This window comes from Aeromonas sp. 160P, from assembly GCF_055193095.1.
Genome location: NZ_JBUXKV010000001.1, coordinates 3,038,590 through 3,062,510 on the forward strand (window position 1 = coordinate 3,038,590; position 23,921 = coordinate 3,062,510).

23 protein-coding genes are annotated in these 23,921 nt (G+C 56.2%); 13 read left to right on the forward strand and 10 right to left on the reverse strand.

Annotated features, from left to right (window positions below; genetic code table 11):
• Positions 1 to 75 precede the first annotated feature (75 nt).
• Positions 76 to 804 carry an FFLEELY motif protein gene (locus tag ACY8FN_RS14215; RefSeq protein ID WP_463100367.1) on the reverse strand — a complete coding sequence of 243 codons (729 nt, stop codon included), beginning with the start codon at positions 802 to 804 and terminating at the stop codon, positions 76 to 78.
• A 263-nt stretch (positions 805 to 1,067) separates the two neighbouring features.
• On the opposite strand from ACY8FN_RS14215, the gene ACY8FN_RS14220 reads away from it, so the two are divergent.
• On the forward strand, positions 1,068 to 1,403 hold the full coding sequence (locus tag ACY8FN_RS14220; RefSeq protein ID WP_162515635.1) for a polyhydroxyalkanoic acid system family protein: 336 nt from the start codon (positions 1,068 to 1,070) through the stop codon (positions 1,401 to 1,403).
• A gap of 250 nt (positions 1,404 to 1,653) precedes the next feature.
• Positions 1,654 to 3,084 (forward strand): wax ester/triacylglycerol synthase family O-acyltransferase, encoded by a 1,431-nt coding sequence (locus ACY8FN_RS14225; RefSeq protein ID WP_463100368.1) that lies wholly within the window; start codon positions 1,654 to 1,656, stop codon positions 3,082 to 3,084.
• A gap of 81 nt (positions 3,085 to 3,165) precedes the next feature.
• On the opposite strand, the gene ACY8FN_RS14230 is transcribed toward ACY8FN_RS14225, so the two are convergent.
• The 4 genes from ACY8FN_RS14230 to ACY8FN_RS14245 all read right to left on the reverse strand — a co-directional run bounded on the left by ACY8FN_RS14230 (position 3,166) and on the right by ACY8FN_RS14245 (position 6,474).
• The gene (locus ACY8FN_RS14230) at positions 3,166 to 3,957 is read right to left on the reverse strand and encodes a hypothetical protein (RefSeq protein WP_463100369.1); all 792 of its coding nucleotides are present in this window, start codon (positions 3,955 to 3,957) and stop codon (positions 3,166 to 3,168) included.
• A gap of 25 nt (positions 3,958 to 3,982) precedes the next feature.
• Positions 3,983 to 4,624 (reverse strand): TetR/AcrR family transcriptional regulator, encoded by a 642-nt coding sequence (locus tag ACY8FN_RS14235; RefSeq protein ID WP_068978597.1) that lies wholly within the window; start codon positions 4,622 to 4,624, stop codon positions 3,983 to 3,985.
• A gap of 1 nt (position 4,625) precedes the next feature.
• Complete coding sequence (locus tag ACY8FN_RS14240) at positions 4,626 to 5,813, reverse strand: patatin-like phospholipase family protein (RefSeq protein ID WP_463100370.1); 1,188 nt, start codon at positions 5,811 to 5,813, stop codon at positions 4,626 to 4,628.
• An 82-nt stretch (positions 5,814 to 5,895) separates the two neighbouring features.
• The gene (locus ACY8FN_RS14245; RefSeq protein WP_463100371.1) at positions 5,896 to 6,474 is read right to left on the reverse strand and encodes a phasin family protein; all 579 of its coding nucleotides are present in this window, start codon (positions 6,472 to 6,474) and stop codon (positions 5,896 to 5,898) included.
• 251 nt (positions 6,475 to 6,725) lie between these two features.
• Here ACY8FN_RS14245 and ACY8FN_RS14250 point away from each other — a divergent pair, with 251 nt between their 5' ends.
• Entirely contained in the window at positions 6,726 to 8,699 is a 1,974-nt protein-coding gene (locus ACY8FN_RS14250; RefSeq protein ID WP_463100372.1) for an SDR family oxidoreductase, read from the forward strand.
• A 66-nt stretch (positions 8,700 to 8,765) separates the two neighbouring features.
• Here the strand turns inward: ACY8FN_RS14250 and ACY8FN_RS14255 are convergent, their stop codons facing one another.
• Complete coding sequence (locus ACY8FN_RS14255) at positions 8,766 to 9,641, reverse strand: esterase/lipase family protein (protein ID WP_463100373.1); 876 nt, start codon at positions 9,639 to 9,641, stop codon at positions 8,766 to 8,768.
• A gap of 167 nt (positions 9,642 to 9,808) precedes the next feature.
• Here ACY8FN_RS14255 and ACY8FN_RS14260 point away from each other — a divergent pair, with 167 nt between their 5' ends.
• The 7 genes from ACY8FN_RS14260 to fabA all read left to right on the forward strand — a co-directional run bounded on the left by ACY8FN_RS14260 (position 9,809) and on the right by fabA (position 15,996).
• On the forward strand, positions 9,809 to 10,114 hold the full coding sequence (locus ACY8FN_RS14260) for a YebG family protein (protein ID WP_042023440.1): 306 nt from the start codon (positions 9,809 to 9,811) through the stop codon (positions 10,112 to 10,114).
• A 374-nt stretch (positions 10,115 to 10,488) separates the two neighbouring features.
• The gene (locus tag ACY8FN_RS14265) at positions 10,489 to 11,736 is read left to right on the forward strand and encodes a tyrosine-type recombinase/integrase (protein ID WP_463101182.1); all 1,248 of its coding nucleotides are present in this window, start codon (positions 10,489 to 10,491) and stop codon (positions 11,734 to 11,736) included.
• A gap of 261 nt (positions 11,737 to 11,997) precedes the next feature.
• Positions 11,998 to 12,333, forward strand: a complete 336-nt coding sequence (locus ACY8FN_RS14270; RefSeq protein ID WP_139693233.1) for a hypothetical protein — start codon at positions 11,998 to 12,000, stop codon at positions 12,331 to 12,333.
• A 263-nt stretch (positions 12,334 to 12,596) separates the two neighbouring features.
• Entirely contained in the window at positions 12,597 to 12,815 is a 219-nt protein-coding gene (locus ACY8FN_RS14275) for a YodC family protein (protein WP_463100374.1), read from the forward strand.
• Positions 12,816 to 12,855: 40 nt separating this feature from the next.
• Positions 12,856 to 13,257: a DUF2158 domain-containing protein gene (locus ACY8FN_RS14280; protein ID WP_463100375.1), complete on the forward strand. Its 402-nt coding sequence runs from the start codon at positions 12,856 to 12,858 to the stop codon at positions 13,255 to 13,257.
• 125 nt (positions 13,258 to 13,382) lie between these two features.
• The gene (locus tag ACY8FN_RS14285) at positions 13,383 to 15,362 is read left to right on the forward strand and encodes a Lon protease family protein (protein ID WP_463100376.1); all 1,980 of its coding nucleotides are present in this window, start codon (positions 13,383 to 13,385) and stop codon (positions 15,360 to 15,362) included.
• 73 nt (positions 15,363 to 15,435) lie between these two features.
• Positions 15,436 to 15,996, forward strand: a complete 561-nt coding sequence (fabA, locus tag ACY8FN_RS14290; protein ID WP_101317098.1) for a 3-hydroxyacyl-[acyl-carrier-protein] dehydratase FabA — start codon at positions 15,436 to 15,438, stop codon at positions 15,994 to 15,996.
• A gap of 84 nt (positions 15,997 to 16,080) precedes the next feature.
• Here fabA and rmf read toward each other — a convergent pair whose 3' ends face one another.
• The 4 genes from rmf to rlmKL form a co-directional block, all read right to left on the reverse strand.
• Complete coding sequence (gene rmf / locus ACY8FN_RS14295) at positions 16,081 to 16,260, reverse strand: ribosome modulation factor (protein ID WP_172953972.1); 180 nt, start codon at positions 16,258 to 16,260, stop codon at positions 16,081 to 16,083.
• A gap of 158 nt (positions 16,261 to 16,418) precedes the next feature.
• The gene (gene uup, locus ACY8FN_RS14300; RefSeq protein ID WP_101317100.1) at positions 16,419 to 18,329 is read right to left on the reverse strand and encodes an ATP-binding cassette ATPase Uup; all 1,911 of its coding nucleotides are present in this window, start codon (positions 18,327 to 18,329) and stop codon (positions 16,419 to 16,421) included.
• Positions 18,330 to 18,404: 75 nt separating this feature from the next.
• The gene (locus ACY8FN_RS14305; protein ID WP_463100377.1) at positions 18,405 to 18,635 is read right to left on the reverse strand and encodes a glutaredoxin family protein; all 231 of its coding nucleotides are present in this window, start codon (positions 18,633 to 18,635) and stop codon (positions 18,405 to 18,407) included.
• Complete coding sequence (rlmKL, locus tag ACY8FN_RS14310; RefSeq protein WP_101317104.1) at positions 18,635 to 20,812, reverse strand: bifunctional 23S rRNA (guanine(2069)-N(7))-methyltransferase RlmK/23S rRNA (guanine(2445)-N(2))-methyltransferase RlmL; 2,178 nt, start codon at positions 20,810 to 20,812, stop codon at positions 18,635 to 18,637. The genes ACY8FN_RS14305 and rlmKL overlap by 1 nt, the downstream gene beginning before the upstream one ends.
• 235 nt (positions 20,813 to 21,047) lie before the next feature.
• Between rlmKL and ACY8FN_RS14315 the strand changes: the two genes are divergently transcribed.
• Genes ACY8FN_RS14315 through ACY8FN_RS14325 form a run of 3 tightly spaced genes read left to right on the forward strand, consistent with a single transcriptional unit; the run spans position 21,048 to position 23,902 of the window.
• Positions 21,048 to 21,416 (forward strand): response regulator, encoded by a 369-nt coding sequence (locus ACY8FN_RS14315; protein WP_438579468.1) that lies wholly within the window; start codon positions 21,048 to 21,050, stop codon positions 21,414 to 21,416.
• Positions 21,417 to 21,432: 16 nt separating this feature from the next.
• Positions 21,433 to 21,753 (forward strand): STAS domain-containing protein, encoded by a 321-nt coding sequence (locus tag ACY8FN_RS14320; RefSeq protein WP_101317108.1) that lies wholly within the window; start codon positions 21,433 to 21,435, stop codon positions 21,751 to 21,753.
• Positions 21,740 to 23,902 (forward strand): chemotaxis protein CheA, encoded by a 2,163-nt coding sequence (locus tag ACY8FN_RS14325; RefSeq protein WP_463100378.1) that lies wholly within the window; start codon positions 21,740 to 21,742, stop codon positions 23,900 to 23,902. The genes ACY8FN_RS14320 and ACY8FN_RS14325 overlap by 14 nt, the downstream gene beginning before the upstream one ends.
• Positions 23,903 to 23,921: the final 19 nt, after the last annotated feature.

A 23,921-nucleotide genomic window follows, 5' to 3' on the forward strand; every position in this document is an offset into this window, starting at 1 on the left:
GGCAAACAGTGATAAACGAACAGCGGGCCCATCGGCCCGCTTTGTCATTCTGGCAGTTTATCCCTCGCCACAAGGTTACCCCAGCACGCTGCTATCGCCGCTAAAGAGCGCCGTCATGATCGCCGTCTCGCGACTGGCGATGGTCTCGAGAAACTCGTTGGCACGCCCCATCTGATGGCAGACCCGATAACCCCGCTCGACAAAGGAGAACAGCTCACCAAGCCCAGCCAAATGAGCCGGGCCCGAGACCAACTTCAAGGTTGTGCCAAGCAGTGGCTTTCTGGCCAACCGGTCCAGCGTCATGCCAAGTTCATTCACCAGGGTGATCTGCTGTTCGCGACGGGCCATCTCGCCCACGGCACGATAGGCAATGACGTAGTGTTCGGCACTGATAGGATTGATACCACCAATGCGGCGCAATGCCACCACCATCAGATAATCCAGCTCCTCGGAGAGGGCATCAAGTTCGATCGCCTGCGCCAGCACCTTGAGACCGGACTCCGGCAACAATCGCTCGGCAGTCGGCATCACCCGCATCACGTCTGCATCGCGACGGGCACAATCGCCGGGGCCATAGAGATCGGTCAGGAAAAACGCGGCGGCGGGGCCATAGCGGTCACTCTCCAGCAGATCACTATGGGTACGTCCCAACCTGTCGGCCTGCCACTGGCGCAACCGGTCCCGATCCTGTTGATCTTCAGGATGGGTTCGCATCTGTTCGCGCAAGGCGGCAACCCGCTTGAGCTGGCGATAGAGCCGTCCCAGGGTCGTTGCATCATCGTGGACGTGGTCTTGATGGGTCATGTAATGCTCTCTGGCCTGTGGCCCATGGAATGGCAAGATGATTGGGGCATATGTATACAACCAGATGAAAAATAAACGACTTTTGTTACCTGCTTAGGGACAAGTGTAACCCCATGAGAAGCCGGAATAAATGCTGTGGCCTACTCGCCAGTTCGATTGCCCTCGACTCTGTTAAGTGAGTCCCATTTATAGGAACACCCCTTTCACTTGTGCTGAACATGTGTTTAATATCAATAAATATCTTATGGCCCAGAGTATTCACCATGTTTCTATATGACTCACTCGCTGGTAACAGCGGACTCTCCACCATTCAGGTCAACCGTCAACATCCTCTGGGTCTTGCCGCCGCACGCCTTGCCGCAGAAGCCATCGCTCAGGATATGAGCGAAAGCTACCAGCTCGATTGTGAATGGGCAGATGAAGAGGAGACCGAATTGCGGTTTCGTGGCTCAGGGGTTCATGGTTCCCTGATGCTGGACGAGAACACCTTGCGACTTGAAGTACATCTCGGCTTGATGCTGCTACCGGTGCGTAGCGTGCTGGAGCAAGAGATCCTCGATTATGTCAGCAACCGGCTACCTTGCCCTAATCGTGCGTAAAACCATCAGGGGTACACCTGAAATAGCCGGATCTGCAGGCAAGTCAGCCTGGTAATATATCCGTTTGCTTGCCTTGTGTGGTTATTAAATAGGCGATTGATGAACGGGGTATTTTATTATCGGTCATTCTATTTTCATATTTCGAGTCGGTCGTTGCTGCTGTTATGTTCACTCCCTGAAGGCCCTCACCGAATATGAGTGGCATCTGTGATTGGCCGCCTCGCTAAATTCATGTTGTAGGGAAACAACCATGCCACTAAGTGAATTTATCTCCTGCGTTGACACTGCTTGGTTACGCATGGACAGACCTAATAATCTGATGCAGATTATTGGCGTCTTGATGTTCGAAGGCCAACTGGATGAGCCGCGCCTGCGGGACGGATTGCGCCATACCATGTCGGTACAGCCTCGCTTTCAGCAACGTGCCATTCTCGAAGGGGGATCCTACTACTGGCGCCATGACCCCGATTTCGATCTCGACCAACATCTCAAACGGGTGATCCTGCCGGGCAAAGCGGGCAAGCTTGAACTGGAAAAGCTGGTGGCCGATCTCGCCTCCACCCCCCTTAACCACCAGCGCCCCTTGTGGGACATGCATCTTACCGACACCTCCCTCGGCGGGCAGGCGCTGGTGGTGCGGATCCACCATGCCATGGGCGACGGTTTCTCGCTGGTGCGGGCCATTCTGACCATGATGGATAACACTCCGCAAGGTTCGCCACGCCCCCAACCATCAGCGCAGCGGGATGAGTTTGCGCAAGAAGAGGATGAGATGCCACACGGGGGCAGCAGGTTAGTGCGGGCCGGTCTCAAGTTGACCGGCAACCTCTGGTCCAGATATGTCGATGTGGTTACCCATCCCACCAAGGCCATGGACTACCTCAAGATCGGACGAGATGTCGCCAGCGAGCTGTGCCACATTGCCACCCTCAACGATGACTCCCCATGCCGCTTGCGGGGCAAAACCGCCAGCACCAAGCGGGTGGCCTGGTCGGAACAGATTGCGTTGCCAGACATCAAAGCCGTGGGCAAGGTGCTGGGTTGCTCGGTCAACGATCTGTTGATCGCCGCCACCGCCGGTGCGTTTCGCCACTACTTGCAGGAGAAGGGGGATGACGCGGACCAGGTAGAGATCCGTGCGCTGGTGCCAGTCAATATGCGGGCACCCGACGATGATGGCGCCCTTGGCAACCGGTTCGGGCTGGTGGCACTGGATCTGCCGCTCGATATTGAACATCCGTTGCAACGCCTCTATGCCGTGCGTGACCGCATGTTGGCACTGCGCACCTCACTACAGCCTATCGTAGTGCTCAATCTGCTGCAGGTGCTGGGGATGGCGCCAAAGGCGGTACAACAACAAGCCGTCGAGCTGCTCTCGGCCAAAGCCAGTTCGGTGATCACCAATGTGCCCGGCCCGCAGCAGACACTCTATCTGGCCGGTGCGCGATTGCGCCAACCGCTATTCTGGGTGCCACAAGCGGGGGATATCGGTGTGGGGGTCTCGATACTCTCTTACGACCATACCGTACAGTTGGGTCTGATCACCGACAAAAAGCTGGTGCCAGACCCCGACCAGGTGGTGGCGCGTTTTGCGATAGAGTTTGAACAACTACTGTTACTGGCGTTGATGGAGCCAGCACTGCACTGTGACCCGCGCGAGCTCGATGCGTTACTGGGTTGACCCACCGCAGATTCATTTCCTGCCATAACGAAAGAGGCCAACCTGCAGGTTGGCCTCACTCTTTAGCGGCAAAGCAAGGGATCACTCATCCTCAAGCTCATCACACGCGGCAGCCACATCGAGGCGCTCCATCGCATCCACCGGCTGGCACTCGGCCGCTTCGGCATAGAGCGCCTCAGCGGCTTTCAGGCGACTCTTGCCATGCAGCATCACCTGGGCATTGGCGTACTCCATACGCGCAATGGCAGAATCGGGGATCAACGCCAGCGCGACCTTGAAGTGGCGCTCTGACTCCTCTTTTTTGGCGCCATAAGTAATGCCACCAATCATGGCCCCCAGTTTGTCGACTATCTCGGCGTGCCAGGCACCGAAGGCGATATGGGCTTCGGCATGGTCCGGCTCCAGCTCCAGCGCCTTTTCCAGACTGCTCTTGATCTTGTCGCCAATCCCTTGTGACAGCGCTTTGGTGATAGAGATCACCTGACTGTAGCGACCGAGTGCCAGGGCGTGAAAATACCAGGCGTTGGCATTGTCGGGCTGGCGCTTTTGCAGCTGCTCGGCATGGCTGGCTGCCCGCTCGAAGGCGGCGCGCTTGGCATACTTGTCATCCAGCAGGTAACTGGCATGGATCACCAGCGCCTTGTTCGCCACGTTGAGCCCTTCGTCACCAGCCGCTTCTCCCAGCGCCACCGCTTGGGCAAAATCCCCGGCGTGATAGGCACGCCAGGCATCCTGTACCTGTTCATCCTCAGGCCAGGGTTCGGCATCCCCCTGATGGAGGCGCTCCCAGTGATCCGCCAGCTTTTGGCCGGCATAGTCATAAGCCGCATCCGCGTAGGGGAAGGGGACAAATTCGAGTTGTGAAGTGGTCATGCTGGTTCTCCCTGTAGCATGTGAATCAAACCTTATCGGTATAGTGATGGGCGAGGGCGCCCAGATGAGCGCGGGCATCGGCCCGCAGAAAGGGTGCGACCAGCTGCATCACCTGAAAGACGCCGAGGGCGATATCGGCGTCCGCCTTGGGGTGCAGTGCCCGCTGGTAAGAGATCCAGAATGTGCCCACCAGCGCCACATTGGCCGCCAGTGAACGCATCTGTTGTGCCGACCCGTCCATCAGCCCGGCCGTTTGCAAATGCTGGCAGATGGCCGCAGCCGTGTGCTCCTTGCGGCGCAGCAGAGCGGAAAAGCGCTGCTCCACCAGATGGTAGCCATTCATCAGAGTCGAGATATCGTAATAGAAGAAACGGTACTGCCAGATGGCTTCAAACATCAGGTGCAGGAAGAGCCAGATATCTTCCGCTTCATCGGTGGGGGTACTGACTGCATCCAGCAGGCGAGCCATCTGCTGTTCGAACTCAGCGAACAGCGCATTGACGATCTCCTCCTTGTTATGAAAGTGGTAATAGAGATTGCCCTGGCTTATCTCCATCTCGGCGGCAATGGCCGAGGTAGTGACGGTTGGTTCCCCTTGTCGGTTGAAGCAGGCGAGGGCAGTGGTCAGGATCCGCTCCCGGGTACGGCGTTTGGGCTTGCGATCCATGCTACTCCTTGACTAATGAACGACGCACGCCGTGGCGATAACGCTTGGCAAGCCAGTGTTGCAGCTGTTCCAGTGACTTGTCCAGCGCGGCGACCGAACTGCTACTGGGGGTCAGCAAGGTCCGTTCTTTATCTTCCAGTGCCGCCAGATTGAGCTCCAGGCCATGCTTGGCCAGCACGGGTGCCAGTACCTCGCGTCGCTCCCAGAGGTCACTGCGCGTGCGCTGGAATGCGTGCTCACAGAGACGGCGGCGATCCCGATAACTGAACACATTGGTAAAAAACATCTCGCTATCGGCACCCGAGGGTTCAAATAGCAGTGCATCGGCATCGGGGTATTCATGACGGTAACGATCCATTCCCACATGCATGCGGGAGTGAATCATGGCGCGAAAGGTCTGGGCCAGCACCACCGGCAGCCCGCTGTCGACCAGATTGGTAGGATCTCCGGGGAGCATGCTGGCATCAAAAGGCACCAGCGGATTGATGCAAAAGACCAGATCTGCCCCCTCCTGCAGTGCGACCGAAGCGTGCAGGGTCTTGATCAGCGCCCCGTCCACATAGTAGCGACCGTTGATCAATGAGGGGGGAAAGAGGCCAGGCAGGGCAGCCGAAGCCTGTACCGCCGCCGAAATGGGCACATCATCCAGCCCCGGGCTGCCAAAGGCCACCGCATGGCCGGTATTGAGCTCAGTGGCGACGACGAACAGACGGCCAGCGAGCTGGCGAAAATCATTGCTGCGGCCCGGACGAGAAAAAAACTGGGTCAGGATCCGATCCACCCCACGGTTGTCAAACAACCCGGTCGGGATCGCCTTGGAGAGCCCCTGCAGCGACTCGAACAGCCGATGCTTCCAGGGGGCAGAGAGGTAATGGCCAAGGCTCTGCCAGGCCAGCGGCGGTATGGTGCTCAGCCGGTCGGCATATTCGCCAAAAGCAGGTCGCAGTAAGGTGGCAGGATCGAATATCTCACCGGAGTCATCGCTGAGCAGGATCCGCACCAGCTTGTCGGCTGAAATGCCATTGGCCAGTGCCGACGCCACCACGGCCCCCGAACTGACCCCCACGTAGATGTCAGCATGTTCAAGACGCAACCCCTTGATGCTGTCTGAGAGGGCGGCACAGGCACCTATCTCGTAGATGCCGCCCAGCGGGCCGCCTCCGGCCAGGGCAATTGCGATCGTACTCATAGTGCCACCTCGCTATAAATGGAAAAACCGGCCCAGCTAAGGGCATGGGCCGGTATCAATCACCATCTGGCAGGATCAGAGATCAGGGGAGAACGCTTTCCGCTTTCGCCTTCACCTCTTTGACGGCATCCTCGGCGGCAGAGAGCAGATCCGCTGCCTGTTCGACCACTGCCTCTTTAGCCTGGGCGACCGGTGCCTTCTTTACCGGTGCCTTTCTGACGGCAGGTTTCTTGGCTGCGGCCGGTTTTGCTTCGGTGGCCGCGGCAGGGGCCGCATCGTCTTCGGCATCCAGCAACTGCTGTACCACATCGGTCAATTCCGCCATGCGCTTGGAAAGCTTGTCGATATCTTTGCGGGTCGGGATGCCAAGACTGGCAACCGCACGCGCTACGCGCTCTTCGAATACCTGCTCGAGGCGACCCCAGGTCCCGGCGGTTTTGTCGGTCACTGCGGCAATTTTCTCGTCAGCGCTCTGACGGGTTTTGGCCTGCAAGGCTTCCCCTTCTTGCACCAGCGCTTCAAAAATTTTGCCACCCTCTTCCTGCGCTTTGGCATAGGCGCCCAAGCCAGCCAACCAGATCTGCTGGGTGGACTCCTTGATGGTGGAGGTGAGTTGGTTGTCGGTCACCGAACTTGCCAGTGCTTTGAGTTTTTTAGCCATGATGATCTTCTCCTTGAATAACGATGGTTAACCGTAATGGCGACAACGACAACGTACAGTCCGGTTGTGGCATTACTGAGTTTTCAATTTCAGTCTAGGGACAAAAAATAGAGGGTTCTACCTAATAACGAAACAGTAAATTAACTGAACTTAGGGATAGCTCACGAACTGGTTATTGAATTGCAGATTTCCATATGAATCGTGATATATCTAACGATAAGTAATAGCCAAATCAGTAGCGGAACGATGACATGAACTATTTCATTACAGGTGGTAGTGGTTTTATAGGCCACAGATTGATTAAAAAATTACTGGATGCGTCGCTCGACAACAAAGTCTATTTTTTGATGCGTTCATCCCATCAAGAAAAACTGACTGACCTGTTTGCCTTCTGGCAAGTCGATGAACAACGAGCCATCCCGGTATTTGGTGACATCACGCTACCGCTGTTGGGCATATCGACCGAGCAGCTGGCGCAGCTCAGTGGCCATATCGATCACTTTTTCCATCTGGCTGCCATTTATGATCTCAATGCCAAAGAGGGGATCCAGCAGCAGGTCAACGTCGAGGGAACCCGCCAGGCGGCACAACTTGCCGATCGCTTGGGCGCCGGGCACTTCCACCACTGCAGCTCCATCGCCGCAGCAGGACTGTTCGACGGCCTGTTTCGGGAAGACATGTTCGAGGAGGCCGAGCACCTCGACCTGCCCTATTTCCAGACCAAACACGAATCAGAAGGCATTGTGCGCAATGAATGCACCATTCCCTGGCGGATCTACCGCCCCGGCATCGTGGTCGGCGACTCCAATACTGGCGAGATGGACAAGATAGACGGCCCCTATTACTTCTTTAAAACCATCCAGAAGTTGCGCCGTCTGTTACCGCCCTGGATGCCTGCCATAGGGGTGGAGGGGGGCCGCATCAATATCGTACCGGTCAACTTCGTGGTAGACGCCATGGTCTACATCGCCCACCAGCAAGGGGAGGAGCGCAAGACATTCCACCTGACGGATCCCAACCCGATGCGGGTCGGCGACATGCTGAGCACCTTTGCCCGTGCGGCCCACGCGCCGGAACCCGCCATTCGCATTAATGCCTCTTTGTTTAACTTCATCCCCCGTCATCTGAGCGCCATGCTGATGACCATGGCACCGATACGCCGGATCCGCGATGCCGCGATTGCCGATCTGGGGCTGCCCAAAGATATGTTCCGCCTCATCAGCTATCCCACCCGTTTCGATAGTCGCGAAACCCAGCGGGTATTGAAAGGCTCTGGTATTGAGGTCCCCCCACTGCACAGCTATGCCTGGCGGTTGTGGGATTACTGGGAGCGTCATCTCGATCCCGAGCTATTTATCGACCGCTCCCTGCGCGGGCGGGTCGAAGGCAAGGTGGTATTAGTCACTGGTGCCACCTCGGGGATTGGTCGCGCCACTGCACGTAAGCTGGCAGGGGCGGGGGCGACTGTGGTCACCATTGCCCGCGATGAGCAAAAAATTGCCGAAACCCGCGCCGAGTTTGCCGAGTTGGGCCTCACCATCGAGGTCTATCAGGGGGATCTTGCCGATCTGGCCGAGGGGGAGGCGATTACCAGGCAAATTGTCGAGGATCACGGTGGGGTCGATATTCTGATCAACAATGCCGGTCGCTCCATTCGCCGCTCCATTGAAGACTCTTTCGAGCGTTTCCACGATCTGGAGCGCACCATGCAGCTCAACTACTTCGGCGCGCTCAAGGTGATCATGGGCGTGCTGCCCACCATGATTGAGAAGAAAAAAGGCCACATCATCAACATCTCCTCCATCGGGGTGTTGACCAATGCGCCACGCTTCTCTGCCTATGTGGCCTCCAAGTCTGCACTCGATGCCTGGGTGCGCACCGCCGCGTCAGAGTTTGCCGACAGAGGGGTGAGTTTTTCCATCATCAATATGCCACTGGTGAAAACGCCGATGGTCGCGCCCACCAAAGAATATGACCAAGTACCGATGATGACACCGGAGGAGGCCGCCGATCTGGTGTGCGATACCATCATCAACAAGCATGTGCGATTGGCGACGCGCCTTGGGGTATTCGGTCAGGTGATCCATGCGCTGGCACCGCGTGTTGCCCAGGTGATCATGAACACCAGTTTTCGCACGTTTTCCGACCCGAAAGATGGGGATAAATCCAAAGCGGCCGCCGATAAGATTGCCGTATCTACCTTGATCAAGGGGATCCATTTCTAACCGATTAGCCATTCATCCACAAAAAGGGGGCCTGAATCATCAGGCCCCCTTTTTTATATCTGGCTCTCAGGGGCGAGCCAGCAGCCGTAACAACAGGTCGGTGGTACGGCGCGAATAGAGCAGCGAGAGATGGCCAATGGCAGGTAACTCAAGATCTTCCATACCTGCCAGCCGTTGCCGCTCTTGGGGCATCACCACATTGTCATGACTGGTGCGCACCGAGATGCCGGGTACGCAAAGAGGCACCGAGGCAAAACGCTGCAGCCAGCCAGAGCCCGGCTCCATTTCGCGGGCATTGGCTCCCAGCCCAAGTGCGGCAAGCTGGCTTCCCTGATGGGGGGTCGCCAAGGTAATAAGGCGCGCGACCTTGTCACCGCCATGAACCGCAAGATAGTCGCGACAGACCAGCCCGCCCATGCTGTGACCGACCAGCACCAATTTGTCAGCCCCGGTTTGCGCCAACACATCGTCGATCCGGGTGGCCAGCAGCGGCACCATCTCATCGATATGACCAAACGGTGGCATCAGGGTAATGGTGGCCACCACATGGCCAGCCGCTTCAAGCCTGGCACGCTGAGTGCGCCAGATCCCCCTGCTGCAGCCATAACCGTGCACCAGCAACACCGGCCGCTGACAGGCTGGCAACCGATCAGATGCCATCAACAGCGGTTCAAAAGGGAGTAACCAGGTAAAGGTGTAGAGGTAGGCGAGCATCTCTTGCGCCATCATCTTCACTCTCGCCCAAGTGCCGATGGCCGGGGAGGGGTAGAAGCGGGTAAACAGCCAGCTGCCCAGCACCACCAGACAGCGCAACGCCAGCAGGGCGAACACCACCATTAACAGGGTGAGCGGCCAAGAGAGGCCAATAACAAGATGGGCGATGCTCCCCAGAAGCAGCACCTCCACCATCAGTAAAATAAACAGGTGTCGTACGATAGTCATGGGGCAATGATCCGACCAGTCAGACGTGGATGTCAAATGGCACTTTCCGATATCTTGAGCTAACCCGCGTTTATCCATGGTATCCACAGGCCATGTCCGATGCGTGGATTTGCAATACTGTATATCCATACATATACTCTATTCACCATTACCAAGAGGAGGCCATCATGGCTGTCGAGATCAAATATGTGGTTGTTCGTGGGGGAGTAGAGAAGATGACCTTTGCCAGCAAAAAAGAGGCCGATGCCTACGACAAGCTGCTGGATACCGCCGATGAACTGATGACCCTGCTCGCCGGTGCCCCGATTGAACTGGCACCAGAGCAGCAAGAAAGTCTGGCGTTCTATCTGGCGGAACAACGTGACGTGCTGCAAACCCTGCTGCGCGGCGGTAAGGTGCAAGCAGCCAGCCCAGAAGAGGAGCAGACGCCGGCAGCAAAGCGCAAAGAAAAACCGCTCAAACAGGTAGCCTGATTGCACAGGCCTGCTACTTCTCGGGATGAATAGCTCAAGCCATTCAACTTTATTGCATTTAAAATCATTTTTACGGCTATTTACCCCGAGAAATTTTTAACAACGGTGCATATGCAATGCATAACTGAATAGTGCGCAGTGACTAGCCATCTCAGCCGAGCCAACGAGCAAACAACTGCGAGATAGTCGGCCAACCCGCTCGCTGAGACCACAATCAGCAACAGCAAGCGACCGTGAAAACATCAACAGAAACCGCGTCCATGCATCACGGCTTAGGCCCTTTTCTCGGGTCTCGGCTCACGGACCCACACCAATTCACATCATCACCAACAAGCAACACCATGACTCAACACGCTTTATCCTTGCCGCCAGCCATGCCGCTATTTGATAGCCTGATCTATCTGGAAGCTGGCAACCCGCAAGTCAATCAGTACCTTGCAAACCTCAGCCTCAACGACGTGCCCGATGCCGGACTGGTTTACGAACTGGCGGTCGATTGGCTGCTGGAACAGCGCAACAGTGAAAACAACTACAAAACCTATCGCAGTGAGCTGACCACCTTTTTGCACTGGTGCTTTTGCGAGGCTGCCATCAACCCCAAGGATCTGACCCGCCGTATCATGATGCGCTATCTCGACTACTGTCAGTCCCCGCCAGAATCGCTGATCGCCTATCGCAACGTGGCGCAGTTCGTCCTCGACAAGGAGTGGGGGGAGCGGTTACCCAATGCGCAGTGGCGCCCGTTTCTGGGCAAACGGGAACTGGGGCGAACCTTGCCCTATCGCCTCAGTGAACAGGCCATGAAGACCAAACTCGCCATTTTGTCCGCCTTCTTCCAGTTCCTGATCCAGGAGGAGTACATGGACAGAAACCCCGCCTTGTTGCTACAGCGAGTCAAGCGGCCACAACAGCAAGAGGCCGATGATCAAGTTCAATGCTTCAGCGAGTTACAGTGGTCCTACGTGCTCCAGGCGGCCGACACCCTGGCCCGCGAACATCCCGAGCAGCACGAACGCAGCCGCTTTCTCACCATCCTGATGTATGCCTGTTATCTACGGATCTCGGAGGTCGCGGCCAGGCCAGGTTTCACTCCGGTAATGGGGCAGTTTCGCCGGGATCGCAAAACCGGCGTCTGGGGCTACTTCATTCCACAAAGCAAAGGGGGAAAGCGGCGTACCGTGGCGGTCTCCCAAGCGCTGCTGGCGGCGCTTGAACGCTATCGTTGCTTCCTCGGCCTTGCCCCTTTGCCGACACCGGATGAACAGACACCACTGTTCGTTCGCCACAAAGCGGCAGCCCATGGCCGTGAACAGGGCGAACTCAATGCCAATCTGGGCATTCGTCAGTTACGAGACCTGATCATGATGATCATTGGCAAGGGTGCAGATCTGGCGGAGCGGGATGGATTTACCCAGGATGGGGCTGAAATGCGGCAACTCTCTCCCCACGCCATTCGCCATACCGGGATCACCCACGATATCAATCTGCATGGGCGGCCACTCTCACACGTACAAGCCGATGCCGGACATGACAGCATCGACACCACCTCTAAATATCTGCACACCAGTAACAGCGAACGGCATGAGAGTGCCCAACAAAAACCGCTCGACCGGCTGGGATAGCAGTGAGAGATAACAACATTGAGCCATGTAAAGTTGTGAGTCTTCATCCTGTTGTTTGCTGTCTGTTTTTAAAACAACAAGCGATTCATTAAGGTCTCATTCAAGCGAGCGCTGTTATTTTGTACTTCTCTGGGATGGCAAGCGGTTCAGGGAATAACGAGGCGGTAAGGAACGAGTGCATTGCCATCAGCAGGATAAACATCCATCCCGCAGCAGAGAAAACAAACAATTAAATAGCTTGCTGAAAAATCGAGAAAACCTATGCCGCTAGATATCATCAAAAAAACCTACAAGCTGGTCGGACAAACCGATCTGATAGCGCAATTTACCCTGATCCCCTCGGGCACCTTGAATATCTGGTTTCCCGAAACCGGATTGCAAATGGAAGCGCCCTACAATCAGCTTCGCTTTGAAAATGACACCCTGCTTTATACCAATGGCATGCACTACAGCCAGGCGAGGGCATTCTGGTCATTGACGCTCAAGGGTAGCGATATGAGTGAACTGAAAAAACTGATCATCGAGATCTGTACTCAGTCCCGACCATTGCACCACCCGACCCCCATGCCCAAACGTAAGCGCTGGTTGGCAGCCTGATTGCATTGATCACATTCAACAAAGACCTGCATCGCAAGATACAGGTCTTTCATTTCGTGGTTGTACCTTCAACGCCGATACAAATCGTTTTTTCAGGGCCAGCCACCCGGGGTGGTAATACGGGGGGAATTCCCAGACAACCCATCCACGGGGGAGGGGTGTTATCTCTTACAAAAGAGGCTTTTTATCAGTAAGGGCTTGGTTTGCAAGCTACAACATTCAATACTCATGTGAAGCAAAAGCGCTCAACCAAGGGGGTGATTATGTTTTTTAAGATGGGTGACCAAGTTCAGCTGAAAGGTGGTAATGGGCCATCAATGACTGTCATTGGATCGCTTCACTGTGGCTATCTGACATGTTGCTGGTTTGACGGGCAAGAGTTGCAAGAAATGGCATTCTCTAATGACTCTGTAACTTCTTGTGAAGTTCTAGATGAAAATGCCCGAATGCTTCAGGAAATTTTGAACCTGAACACCATTTAACGCCGATAAAGCTAGTTATCGGCATAACGGGGATGCTCACATGAGTGATGGATTTCATTTTTATCCTGGTCAGCTAGTTTGGCTTAAAAGTGGTAGCTCTAGCATGACGGTGAGCGAAATTTCTTCGAAGGATCAAGTCACATGTGTCTGGTTTGATTACGACAAGAGCCCGCTACGCTATGAGAAGAAGTTGCCATTACATGTGCTTTCTTCACTTCATGTTCCGGTTGAGGATTTTGAGCCACGGGTTGGTGATTTTAAGGTGGGTGATGTGGTCTCACTGCGCAGTGGTGGCCCGTTGATGACCATTCAGACGATACGCGATTTTAACGCCGAGTGTCTTTGGTTTGATATGGAACTGCGAGAGATCATGCCGCTTTCAGGGGCTTTTCGCTTGGCTGCTCTTGTCGCTGGGGATAATCAAAGGACTGAGGCCTCTTAGCTCTACCACAAGCATGACTGCGCATAATGCATATTATGTTAAATGAGATATCTTGTTTCCTGTTACCACTAATTGAACTGTGTATAATGGCAACAATTGATCCTATCTTCGACCGGATGTCTTAAGTGGCTGAATTAACATCAGAACAATTAAAACCCGCTTTCGCGATTGAACAGTTCTCCATGCTCAGTGAGCTTGAACCTATCCCCTTTGCCGCATTGCAACCCAGAGCCATCTCCGCGGTCAAACGCTTGGCCAGTTTTGATGGTGACTGTCCGGTAATGCTGCTCAACGGTTTTCCGGGTGCCGACTATGAAGGCGTCTGTCAGACCCTTATTGCCGACTCCAATGGCAAAGATGCCGATTTGTTTGATCTCTGCTACACCGAGAATCTGAACAATCCCTTCAAGCCTATCTGGCTACGGCTGCAACCCGGCACCGGTATCGAGTTCTGCGAAATGGTTGGCGAACTGCTTAAGCTGATGAGCCTCCATCTTGATGCGGAACGTCTGGTCACCCGCATCATGCGCAAGCAAAACAATGATCCGAAGATCGATGATTTTCTGTCTGATCTGGCCGCTCACGTAGCCCAGGGTCTGGAATTTCAACACCCGGTGCTGATTAATCTGCTGATCCATCACGAGCAGCAAGAAGCACCGGTGGTTTATGGGCGAGACCTGAACTGGGATACCCTGTTTGGCTCCATCAATTACCAGACCGAGCAAGGCTCTGTGTATGCCAACCAGCACCTGCTGGAGCCCGGCTTGCTGCGCGAAGCCAATGGTGGCTATCTCATTTTGCAACTGGATGAGCTGCTTGATCAGCCCCACCTCTGGTTCAAGCTGAAGAATGCCATGCAAAAAGGCGAGCTGGACTGGAACGCCTATCAGGAAGGGAAAACCCTGACCCCCTTCTTTACCCCTGAAGCGACGCCGATCAAGCTCAAGCTGATCCTGGTGGGTGATCGCCTTGAGGTAGCAGAGTTCCAGATGCTGGATCGCGATATGTCAGAGCGTATCTTCCTGCGCGCCGACCTGGTTTCCGAGGTCAATATCGAGGAAGATCTGCAGGAATTTTTGCAATATCTGGCCGGGTTACGCCTGCGCTGGAACCTGCTGGACTTTACTCCTGCCGCCCTCGCCGCGCTCTGCCGCCATGCCAGCAGGCTGTGCGATCATCAGGAGTGGTTGTCACTCTCCGAAGTACAACTGGCCGCCATCATGCGGATGTCGGATAGTCTGGCCCGCGAACTGGAGTCAGATGTCGTCACCGATGACCACATTCGGGGTGCCTTGGAAGAGCAGGATTACCGTCTCAACTATCTGGTTGAACAGTCCGATCAGGGGGTCATTGACGGCCAGATCTTGCTGCAGACCGATGGTGAAGAGATTGGCCAGATCAACGGCCTTTCCGTCATTCAGGTCTCTGGCCACCCCTATGATTTCGGTGAGCCGGTACGTCTCACCGCAACCGTGCATCTGGGTGATGGCGATGTGATCGACATCGAGCGAAAAGCGGAACTCGCAGGCCACATTCATGCCAAGGCGATGATGATCATTCAAGGTTATCTCTCCAATATGTTTGGGGCTGAAACCCCTACCCCGCTCTCTGCCAATCTGGTATTCGAGCAGTCGTATCATGAAATTGATGGCGACAGTGCATCACTGACCGGCCTATGCGCCCTGCTCTCTGCCCTCGCCCGCCAGCCGATTTATCAACAGTTCGCCGTGACCGGTGCTATCGATCAGTTTGGTAATGTCGAGGCCGTTGGTGGCGTCAATGAAAAAATTGAGGGCTTCTTCCGGGTATGCCAGATCCACGGCATAACGGGGAAACAAGGGATTATTTTGCCCGGCACCAACGCTCAGCAGCTAAACCTCTCTGACGAGGTGATTGCAGCTGTGGCGGCAGGCCAGTTCCATATCCACCCGGTTTACCACGTGGAAGAGGCGATCGAATTGCTCACCGGCTGTGTGGCTGGCGAGCCGGATATGCCAGATACGCTGTTTGGCCGGATCCAGGATCGGCTGGATGAATTGAATGGCAGCGGCCGAAAAGGCGGCCTCTTGAGCGCCCTGTTGGGCCGTCTGTTTGGTCGCTCATAAAGAGATCGGAGTTGTTTAGCGAACAGCTGTAAGCTAAATTGGCGCAGCTTTACTCATTTGAAGGAAATTCAGCGTGACCGTAGACAATACCACCATGGCAGCTCCCCTTTCTCTGTGCGAACAGGGCAAGTTCTCTTTTACCCGTGAAGAGCTGCTGGCTTGTAGCCGTGGTGAGCTGTTTGGTGAGGGCAATAGCCAGTTACCGGCTCCCAACATGTTGATGATGGATCGCATCGTCAAGATCAATGACAACGGCGGCGAGCATGGCAAGGGCGAGATCCTGGCTGAACTCGACATTACACCTGATCTCTGGTTCTTCGATTGCCACTTCCCGGGTGATCCCGTGATGCCTGGTTGCCTTGGTCTGGATGCCATGTGGCAGCTGGTCGGCTTCTTCCTTGGCTGGAAAGGCGGTCCTGGCAAGGGTCGTGCTCTGGGGGTGGGTGAAGTGAAATTTACAGGCCAGATCCTGCCGACCGCCAAGAAAGTGACCTACAAGATCACCTTCAAGCGCGTCATCAACCGTAAATTGGTGATGGGTATCGCTGATGGCGTCGTCGAAGTGGATGGCCGCCCGATCTACAGCGCAACTGACCTGAAAGTTGGTCTGTTTAAAGATACCACCGCATTCTGATCGCTATCCTCAGTGGTAAAACCGCAATAACGCAAAGGGGCCTCGATGGCCCCTTTCCTTTTGTAATATGTGATGAAGTATCGATTACTTCATGAAGAGGCCAGAGCCCCGCCCTTCCATGGCATCACGCCAACCACCAAGCCAATGCCCACGGGCATCCAGACATTGATACGGACACGCTTCTTTCTGTTTGCCGACAACGCCAGCCTGATAACCACGAGCACGAGCTCTATCCAGACGGTCCCGTTTCTGTCTCTTCATCATCTACGACCCTCTTCGTGGAACAAAAAAAGCGACCAATTGTTCATCGGTCGCCTTTATCTTTACCCCAGCGAGCAGGTCCGGTCAAACAAAAACATTCACCCTGACAGGGCTATGTGACACAAGACACTGAACTGGATTAAGTTTTAATGACAGGGAACTTAATCCTGATTTTTGAGTCCTTCCAGCTCTTCCCAGCGGGCAAAAGCCTGTTCCAGCGCGGCTTCAGCCGCACTACAGGCATCCAGTTTTTGCTGGGTTTGATCGCTTGGCAAGGAGAAGAAACTGGGCTGGTTGATCTCGCTTTGCAGCGCCTCCAGCTCCCCTTCCAACTGTTCAAGACGAGCAGGTAAGCCGTCGAGTTCAAGCTGCAGTTTGTAAGAGAGCTTCTTGCTCTTCTTCGGCGCTTCGCTAACCGCTACCACGGACTCAGCAGCCTTGCTCTGGGTGCTCTTGAGCTGCTGTTGTGAGCTCTGCAGCTCGCGGGTGGCCATCATATCGGCATAACCACCGACGTAATCGCTGATGCGGCCATCCCCTTCAAACAGCCAGCAACCGGTCACGGTATTGTCGATAAAGCGACGATCGTGACTGACCAGCAGCAAGGTGCCGGGGTAGTCGGCGAGCAACTCCTCCAGCAGCTCCAGGGTTTCTACGTCCAGATCGTTGGTCGGTTCATCGAGGATCAGCAGGTTGCTGGGCTTGAGGAACAGCTTGGCCAGCAACAGACGGTTCTTCTCGCCGCCAGAGAGCGCCTTGACCGGAGTACGGGCCCGCTTGGGCTCGAACAGGAAGTCCTGCAGGTAGCCGAGGATATGACGGGAGCGACCACGCACCATTACCTCCTGCTTGCCCTCCCCCACGTTTTCCATCACTGTCTGCTCAGGATCGAGCTGATCACGATACTGGTCAAAATAAGCCACATCCAGTTTGGTACCGCCCTTGACCAAGCCACGGCTTGGCTCAAGCTGACCCAGCAAGAGCTTGATCAGGGTGGATTTACCACAACCGTTCGGGCCAACCAGCGCGATCTTGTCGCCGCGCAGCACTTGCAGATCCAGCCCCTGGAACAGGGTGCGAGCGCCAAAGTCCAGCCCCAGACCTTCGGTTTCAAACACCAGCTTGCCGGAACGATTCACATCGTCCATCTGCAGTTTGGCCTTGCCCTGCAGCTCACGACGCTGGGAACGCTCCATTCGCATCGCCTCAAGGGCGCGCACCCGACCTTCGTTACGGGTACGGCGCGCCTTGATGCCCTGACGCACCCACACCTCTTCTTGCGCCAGCTTGCGATCGAACTCGGCGTTTTTCAGCTCCTCGACCCGCAGCCACTCCTCTTTGCCCAGCAGATACTGATCGTAATTGCCAGGCCAGGAGGTGATCTCGCCGCGGTCCAGATCGATGATCCTGGTCGCCAGCTTGTGGATAAATTCCCGGTCGTGGGAGATGAAGACGATGGCGCCACGAAAATCTTTCAGGAACTCTTCCAGCCAATTGATGGCTTCAATGTCCAGGTGGTTGGTCGGCTCATCGAGCAGCAACAGATCGGGGTCACAGGCCAGTGCCCTAGCCAGCGCCACTTTGCGCAGCCAGCCACCGGAGAGGCTGTCCAGGGTCGCGTCGGGATCGAGATTGAGCAGGGTCAGCACCTGGCTGATCCGGGTCTCGAACTGCCAACCGTTCTGATAATCGAGCTGCTCTTGCAACTCGCTCATGATGCGGATGTTGGCATCGCTGGGGTCGTGCGCCAGCTCCATGGAGATATGGTGATACTGCTTGAGCAGTTCACCGACACCCGCCAACCCTTCGGCGGTGTAGTCAAATACGGTCAGCTCGCTCGATGCGGGCGGATCCTGCTCAAGGCGGGTCACTTTGAGATCTTGCTGCTGCACCATGCGACCGTCATCGAGCGGCAATTCGCCCGCGATCACCTTCATCAGCGTGGATTTACCTGCCCCGTTGCGGCCAACCAGACAGAGACGCTCGCCGCGCTCAATGCTGAGCTCGGCATTGTCGAGCAGCGGGAAATCACTGAACGACAGACATGCGCCGTGCAATGTTAAAAGAGCCATGTTTATTCCTTATTTCATATGAAAAAAACGGGCAGCAGACTTAAGGTCTGCCCCCGTTTTATCGTCAATTCAACATCAACCCCGATGCGCAGCCCAGGCCATCAACTCCACCAGCGTAAAAGGCCAGCCGAGTTCGCGGCCCGCCTCGTCACGCAGTACCGGAATGCGCACCCGATAGGCCGCGAGCCACTGCTCATCATCCATGATGTCGCTCTGGCGGGTGGCGGCGGCAAGGCCTGCCTGCTCCACCAGCGCCCAGGCCTGTTCACACAGGTGACAACCGTCGGTGTGAAACAGAGTCAGCATTACGACTCAGCTTGCGCCGGTGCATGGGTGATGATCCAGCAGTTATGGATATGCTGGTTACGTTCGAAATCTTTCGGCCGGGTCTTCTGGGTAATGTTCTGGGCCTTGAGACCTGCGGCTTCGAGGCCAGCCAGATCCATCTTGAAGTGGCGCTTGTTGTTGGAGAACACCAGGGTGCCATCGGCCGCCAGCAGGCGCTTCAGGTGCTGCATCAGCAGCAGGTGATCGCGCTGTACGTCAAAGCTCTCATCCATCCGCTTGGAGTTGGAGAAAGTCGGCGGATCGATAAAGATGAGGTCGTACTGCTCATCGGCTTCCGACAACCACTTCAGGCAGTCAGCCTGGACAAACTTGTGCTGACGGCCCACCAGCGAGTTGAGACGCATGTTGTCTTGTGCCCAGTTCAGGTAGGTGTGCGACATGTCGATGGTGGTGGTCTCGCTGGCCCCACCAAGCCCTGCGTGCACAGTGGCACTGCCGGTATAGGCGAACAGGTTCAGGAAGCGCTTGCCCTTGGCCATCTGACCCAGCATACGGCGAGTCTGACGGTGGTCGAGGAACAGGCCGGTATCCAGATAGTCGTAGAGGTTGACCCACAGACGGGCGCCGTACTCCTGCACTTCCATCCGGTGTTGCTCTTCGGAGAGCTTCTGATACTGCTGTTTGCCTTCCTGACGCTCGCGCACTTTCAGGATCACCTTCTCGCCGTCCATACCGGTCACCTTGATGGCGGCCTGAACCATGTCGAGCAGACGCTGACGGGTCTTCTGGGCGGGGATGTCCTTGGGCGCAGCATACTCTTGCACCACCAGATAATCCTGATAGCGGTCGATGGCGGCGTTATATTCCGGCAGGTCGGCATCATAGAGGCGGTAGCAGTCGATACCTTCCTTGGCGGCCCACTTCTCGAGGGTCTTCAGATTCTTGCGCAGGCGGTTAGCAAAGTCCTGAGCGACCTCTTTTTGCGAGGCGACGGAGTCGAGCGCGATCTGATAGTTACGCAGCTGACACTCAAGGGCGCCGTTGAACAGGCGATATTGCTTGTCGGCACGCAGGCGCAGACAGCTCAACAGCTCCGGTGAAGCCGACAGGATAGAGACACGCCAGCCCTGGAAACTGCGACGCAGGGCATCGCCGAGGGCCTGATGCACTTCCAGCAGCGCCGGGAACTCGCCCAGACGCTCGCCATAAGGCGGGTTGGAGATCAGCATACCGACCTGACGAGCCTCCCCTTCAGCACTCGCCATCGGCAAGGGGTTATCCAGCGCACTGACTTCGGCCTGCTTGAAGGTAATCAAGTGTGCCACACCGGCCGCCTTGGCGTTGTCACGGGCTTTCATCAACACCCGGGCGTCGGTATCACAACCAAACAACTTGGTCTCGCAACGCTGCATGCCACGTTTGGCGCGCACTTGCGCTTCCATCATCAGACTCTGCCACAGCTCGCTATCGTGCTGCAGCCAGCGATCAAAACCGAAGCGCTCACGGCGCAGAGCCGGCGCCATGTCGGCGGCGATAAAGGCCGCTTCAATCAGCAGAGTACCGGAACCGCACATGGGGTCCATCATCGGCTCACCGGCCCAGCCGCTACGGGCTATCATGGCGCAGGCCAGGTTCTCTTTGAGCGGTGCCTCGCCGGTGCCCTGACGATAGAAACGCTGGTGCAGCGCCGGGCCTGACAAGTCCAGCGTGATATTGGCCTTGCCTTTGCCCAGGTGCGCCATGATGCGAATATCCGGCGATTTTTTGTCAACGTCCGGACGCACATGACCACGCTTGGTAAAGCGGTCAACGATGGCATCCTTGATCTTCAGCGCACCATATTGGGTATTGCGAATGGCGGGGTTGGTGCCGGTAAAGTCCACTGCAATGGTGGATGTGCCGGGGAAATGCTCTTCCCAAGGGATGGTGTGAGCGCCCAGATAGAGATCCAGATCGTCGTTCATCTGGAATTCGGACAGCACCAGCACGATGCGGGAGGCAAAACGGCTCCACAGGCAGGCCTTGTAGCCAATCGCCAGTTCGCCTTTGAAGTGAACGCCAGCCACGGTCTCACGGACCTGCTCTGCGCCCAGGGTGGTCAGCTCATCGGCCAACAGGTTTTCCAGCCCCTTGGGGCAGGTTGCAAAAAATTCTTTCATCACGCTCACGGGGAACCCATAAAAATAGTGCCGCATTATACCCTATATGGCCGCGCTGAGCATGCAAAACTAGGGTAGAAACGACGACAGCCGCGGAATTGAACCCGCCCGCCCACCGAATGAAATACCCGCTCCCCTCCTCCCCTCCCTGGGTTTGCCATCCTGTGACTTCATTTTTAAAAAATCTACATACATCAAGTTATTGGACAACAATTAGGGGGTTAGTGAACTGTCATCCAGATACCCTTTTGGCGTATGAATGAGCATGCACATGACTAAAACCATCCTCGTTGTGGACGATTCTGCCAGCATCAGAGCCACCATCACCATGACATTGCAAAGCGCGGGCTTTGCGGTGATTGAGGCTGATGATGGCCATGCGGCCCTTGGCCAGCTTGAACGCCAGCGCGTACACCTGATTATTTCGGATCTCAACATGCCAGGCATGGATGGCATGACCCTGCTCCGGCAAGTCAAAAAACAGCCAGCGACCCGCTATCTGCCGTTCATCATGCTGACTACCGAGAACTCGCCAGAGATCCGGCAGGAGGGGTTTGACGCCGGGGCGCGTATCTGGCTGACCAAGCCGTTTGAACCCCTCAAGCTGATCGATGATGTCTACAAGGTGATGCAACCATGAAACGGGAGCAACGGAGATGAGTTTCGAGCTTGATATTCTGCATGCGCCCCCGACCGCCACGCTCACCGGGGAGCTCACCATCATGACCCTCGGCGAGCTGCAAGACGATCTTTTCAGCCTGCTCAACTTTGCCATCGCCGTGCTGGATGTCAGCCAGCTGGAGGCGCTGGATGGTTGTGGCGCCCAGCTGCTGGCGCTCTTGCAGCAAGAAGCCAACCAGCAGAACAAGAGTCTGCGGATCTGCACAGGTGAAGAGAGCGTGGCACAACAGGCATTGAGTCAGCTCGGCTTGTTGCCCATGCTGACCTTGGTGAGGGCCCAAGATGGACATCAATAAAGCGCGCGCCCTCTTTTTTGAAGAGGCCTATGAGCAGTGCGACAATCTGGAGCACGCCCTGCTGGACAGAGAGACCTACCCCGCGAACCCGGATACCTACAATCTGATGTTTCGCACCGCCCATACCATCAAGGGATCGGCCAGCATGCTGGGGCTCACCATGCTGGTTCGCTTTGCCCATGCCATGGAGAACATGCTGACGCGGCTGCGCAGCGGCGAGCTGCAGCTCGATGAGCATCTGATCAATCTGCTGCTGGCCTGTAACGATCAGCTGCGCGATCTGCTGCAAGGGGCCGAGCACAACCCCGAGTTACCGCAAACCGAAACCCAGCAGATCCTGGCGCTGCTCTCCCAACTGCAGGGCCATCAGAGCCTGCCCAATCCACCGGTCTCACTGCCCGTCCAGCTCGTTGCCGCCGAGCAAGATATGCGAGGGTGGCACCTGTCGCTGCGCTTCTATCCGGCCCTCTATCAGGATGGTTTCGATCTGCTGGCGTTTATCCGCTATCTCGCCAATCTGGGGGAGATAATCTATATCGAGCCGGTCTGGCATGAGTGGCCACCGCTACAACTGCTTGATCCAACAGAGTGTTTTCTGGGCTACGAGATCACGCTGCGCAGCGCGCAGTCCCCCGAGCGCATTCGCAGCACCTTCGATTTTGTCGCTCACGCCAGCATTATCTGCCTGCTAACCCCTCATCAGGATCTGGCCGAATTTGCCAAACAGGGCGCACGGCTGGCCCAGTGGCGCAATGAGCCGCTGGCGGCGCAACTGGCTCGCTGGGAAGCGGCCAATGTGCTGACCCAGACAGAGGCCGATGCCATTGAACGCGGGGCATACGACGATGGGCCCGCTGCCTCATTTGATCAGCGTGAACAGCCCGCCCCCGTCACACAGCAGAGCGACGCCGACAATCCACTGCCCATTCCGCTCAAAGCCGCACCGCTGCGGGGTGAAGGGCACTACATCCGCATTGAAGCCGCCAAACTGGATCGACTGATCAACCGGGTGGGCGAGCTGGTGATCGCCACCTCGGCCACCACCTTGCAGGCAAAAATGCGGGGGGATGCCGAGCTGGTCGAGTCGGTCGCCACCGTCAACACCCTGGTCGAGGGGATCCGTGATGATGCCCTCACGCTGCGGATGGTGCCTATCAACGAGATCTTCAACCGCTTTCCCCGTCTGGTTCATGAACTGTCCCAACAGACCGGTAAAAACATCAGCCTGCACATCAACAACGCCGATACCGACATCGACAAATCCATGGTCGAGAAGCTGACCGATCCCCTGATGCATCTGGTACGCAACGCCGTCGACCATGGTATCGAGAATGAACAGCAGCGCCTGCAGGCGGGTAAACCTGAATCTGGCGTGATCACCCTCAATGCCTACCACGACGCAGGTGCCGTAGTGGTTGAAGTGAGCGACGATGGCCGCGGCATCGATCGGGAGAAGATCCAGGCCAAGGCGCTGTCGCTCGGCATGACACAAGAGGGCAAGGTATTGGGGGAACAGGAGATATTCCAGTTTCTGTTTCAGCCGGGCTTCTCCACGGCCGCCGATGTCAGCGATCTCTCCGGTCGCGGGGTCGGGCTGGATGTGGTCAAACGCAATCTGGAGTCGCTGCGCGGAGAAGCCACCATCGAAAGTCTTCTGGGGGTGGGCACCACCTTCCGGCTGAGGTTGCCGCTGACCCTTGCCATCATCGACGGTTTTCGCATCGAGGTGGATCACTCCTCACTGGTGATCCCCCTCGACATGATGATCGAGTGCATCGACCTGCCGCCGGAGGCGCTCGATACCCCGTCACGCCAGATCAATATTCGCGGCGAGTGGGTCCCCTTCATCGTGTTGCGCGAACTGTTTGCCCTCCCCCCGGCCAACGAGCCCGCTTTTGTGGTGATGGTCGATTATGCCGACAACCGGGCGGGCATAGTGGTCGATCGGCTGATCGGCGAAGTACAGGCGGTGATCAAACCGCTGGGGGAACTGTTCAAATCCCTGCGCTATGTCAGCGGCTCCACCATTCTGGGCAACGGTCAGCCCGCCCTTATTCTCGATGTGCCACAGCTGATCGAGCTGGCACGGCGCAGAGAGCAACATTTGCTTCATCAACAAGCGGATGCGGTGTTCAGCATCAGGAGTTGATGCGCACCATACTGTTATC

What these genes read in the sequence shown, in the direction of transcription:
- ACY8FN_RS14320 (WP_101317108.1), top strand. Translation starts at nt 21,433, where the DNA reads ATGAGTTTCGAGCTTGATATTCTGCATGCGCCCCCGACCGCCACGCTC.
- ACY8FN_RS14305 (WP_463100377.1), bottom strand. Translation starts at nt 18,635, where the DNA reads ATGCTGACTCTGTTTCACACCGACGGTTGTCACCTGTGTGAACAGGCC.
- ACY8FN_RS14260 (WP_042023440.1), top strand. Translation starts at nt 9,809, where the DNA reads ATGGCTGTCGAGATCAAATATGTGGTTGTTCGTGGGGGAGTAGAGAAG.
- ACY8FN_RS14280 (WP_463100375.1), top strand. Translation starts at nt 12,856, where the DNA reads ATGAGTGATGGATTTCATTTTTATCCTGGTCAGCTAGTTTGGCTTAAA.
- ACY8FN_RS14255 (WP_463100373.1), bottom strand. Translation starts at nt 9,641, where the DNA reads ATGACTATCGTACGACACCTGTTTATTTTACTGATGGTGGAGGTGCTG.
- ACY8FN_RS14225 (WP_463100368.1), top strand. Translation starts at nt 1,654, where the DNA reads ATGCCACTAAGTGAATTTATCTCCTGCGTTGACACTGCTTGGTTACGC.
- rlmKL (WP_101317104.1), bottom strand. Translation starts at nt 20,812, where the DNA reads ATGCGGCACTATTTTTATGGGTTCCCCGTGAGCGTGATGAAAGAATTT.
- ACY8FN_RS14230 (WP_463100369.1), bottom strand. Translation starts at nt 3,957, where the DNA reads ATGACCACTTCACAACTCGAATTTGTCCCCTTCCCCTACGCGGATGCG.
- ACY8FN_RS14315 (WP_438579468.1), top strand. Translation starts at nt 21,048, where the DNA reads ATGACTAAAACCATCCTCGTTGTGGACGATTCTGCCAGCATCAGAGCC.
- uup (WP_101317100.1), bottom strand. Translation starts at nt 18,329, where the DNA reads ATGGCTCTTTTAACATTGCACGGCGCATGTCTGTCGTTCAGTGATTTC.
- rmf (WP_172953972.1), bottom strand. Translation starts at nt 16,260, where the DNA reads ATGATGAAGAGACAGAAACGGGACCGTCTGGATAGAGCTCGTGCTCGT.
- ACY8FN_RS14220 (WP_162515635.1), top strand. Translation starts at nt 1,068, where the DNA reads ATGTTTCTATATGACTCACTCGCTGGTAACAGCGGACTCTCCACCATT.
- ACY8FN_RS14215 (WP_463100367.1), bottom strand. Translation starts at nt 804, where the DNA reads ATGACCCATCAAGACCACGTCCACGATGATGCAACGACCCTGGGACGG.
- ACY8FN_RS14235 (WP_068978597.1), bottom strand. Translation starts at nt 4,624, where the DNA reads ATGGATCGCAAGCCCAAACGCCGTACCCGGGAGCGGATCCTGACCACT.
- ACY8FN_RS14270 (WP_139693233.1), top strand. Translation starts at nt 11,998, where the DNA reads ATGCCGCTAGATATCATCAAAAAAACCTACAAGCTGGTCGGACAAACC.
- ACY8FN_RS14265 (WP_463101182.1), top strand. Translation starts at nt 10,489, where the DNA reads ATGCCGCTATTTGATAGCCTGATCTATCTGGAAGCTGGCAACCCGCAA.
- ACY8FN_RS14325 (WP_463100378.1), top strand. Translation starts at nt 21,740, where the DNA reads ATGGACATCAATAAAGCGCGCGCCCTCTTTTTTGAAGAGGCCTATGAG.
- ACY8FN_RS14240 (WP_463100370.1), bottom strand. Translation starts at nt 5,813, where the DNA reads ATGAGTACGATCGCAATTGCCCTGGCCGGAGGCGGCCCGCTGGGCGGC.
- ACY8FN_RS14245 (WP_463100371.1), bottom strand. Translation starts at nt 6,474, where the DNA reads ATGGCTAAAAAACTCAAAGCACTGGCAAGTTCGGTGACCGACAACCAA.
- ACY8FN_RS14250 (WP_463100372.1), top strand. Translation starts at nt 6,726, where the DNA reads ATGAACTATTTCATTACAGGTGGTAGTGGTTTTATAGGCCACAGATTG.
- ACY8FN_RS14275 (WP_463100374.1), top strand. Translation starts at nt 12,597, where the DNA reads ATGTTTTTTAAGATGGGTGACCAAGTTCAGCTGAAAGGTGGTAATGGG.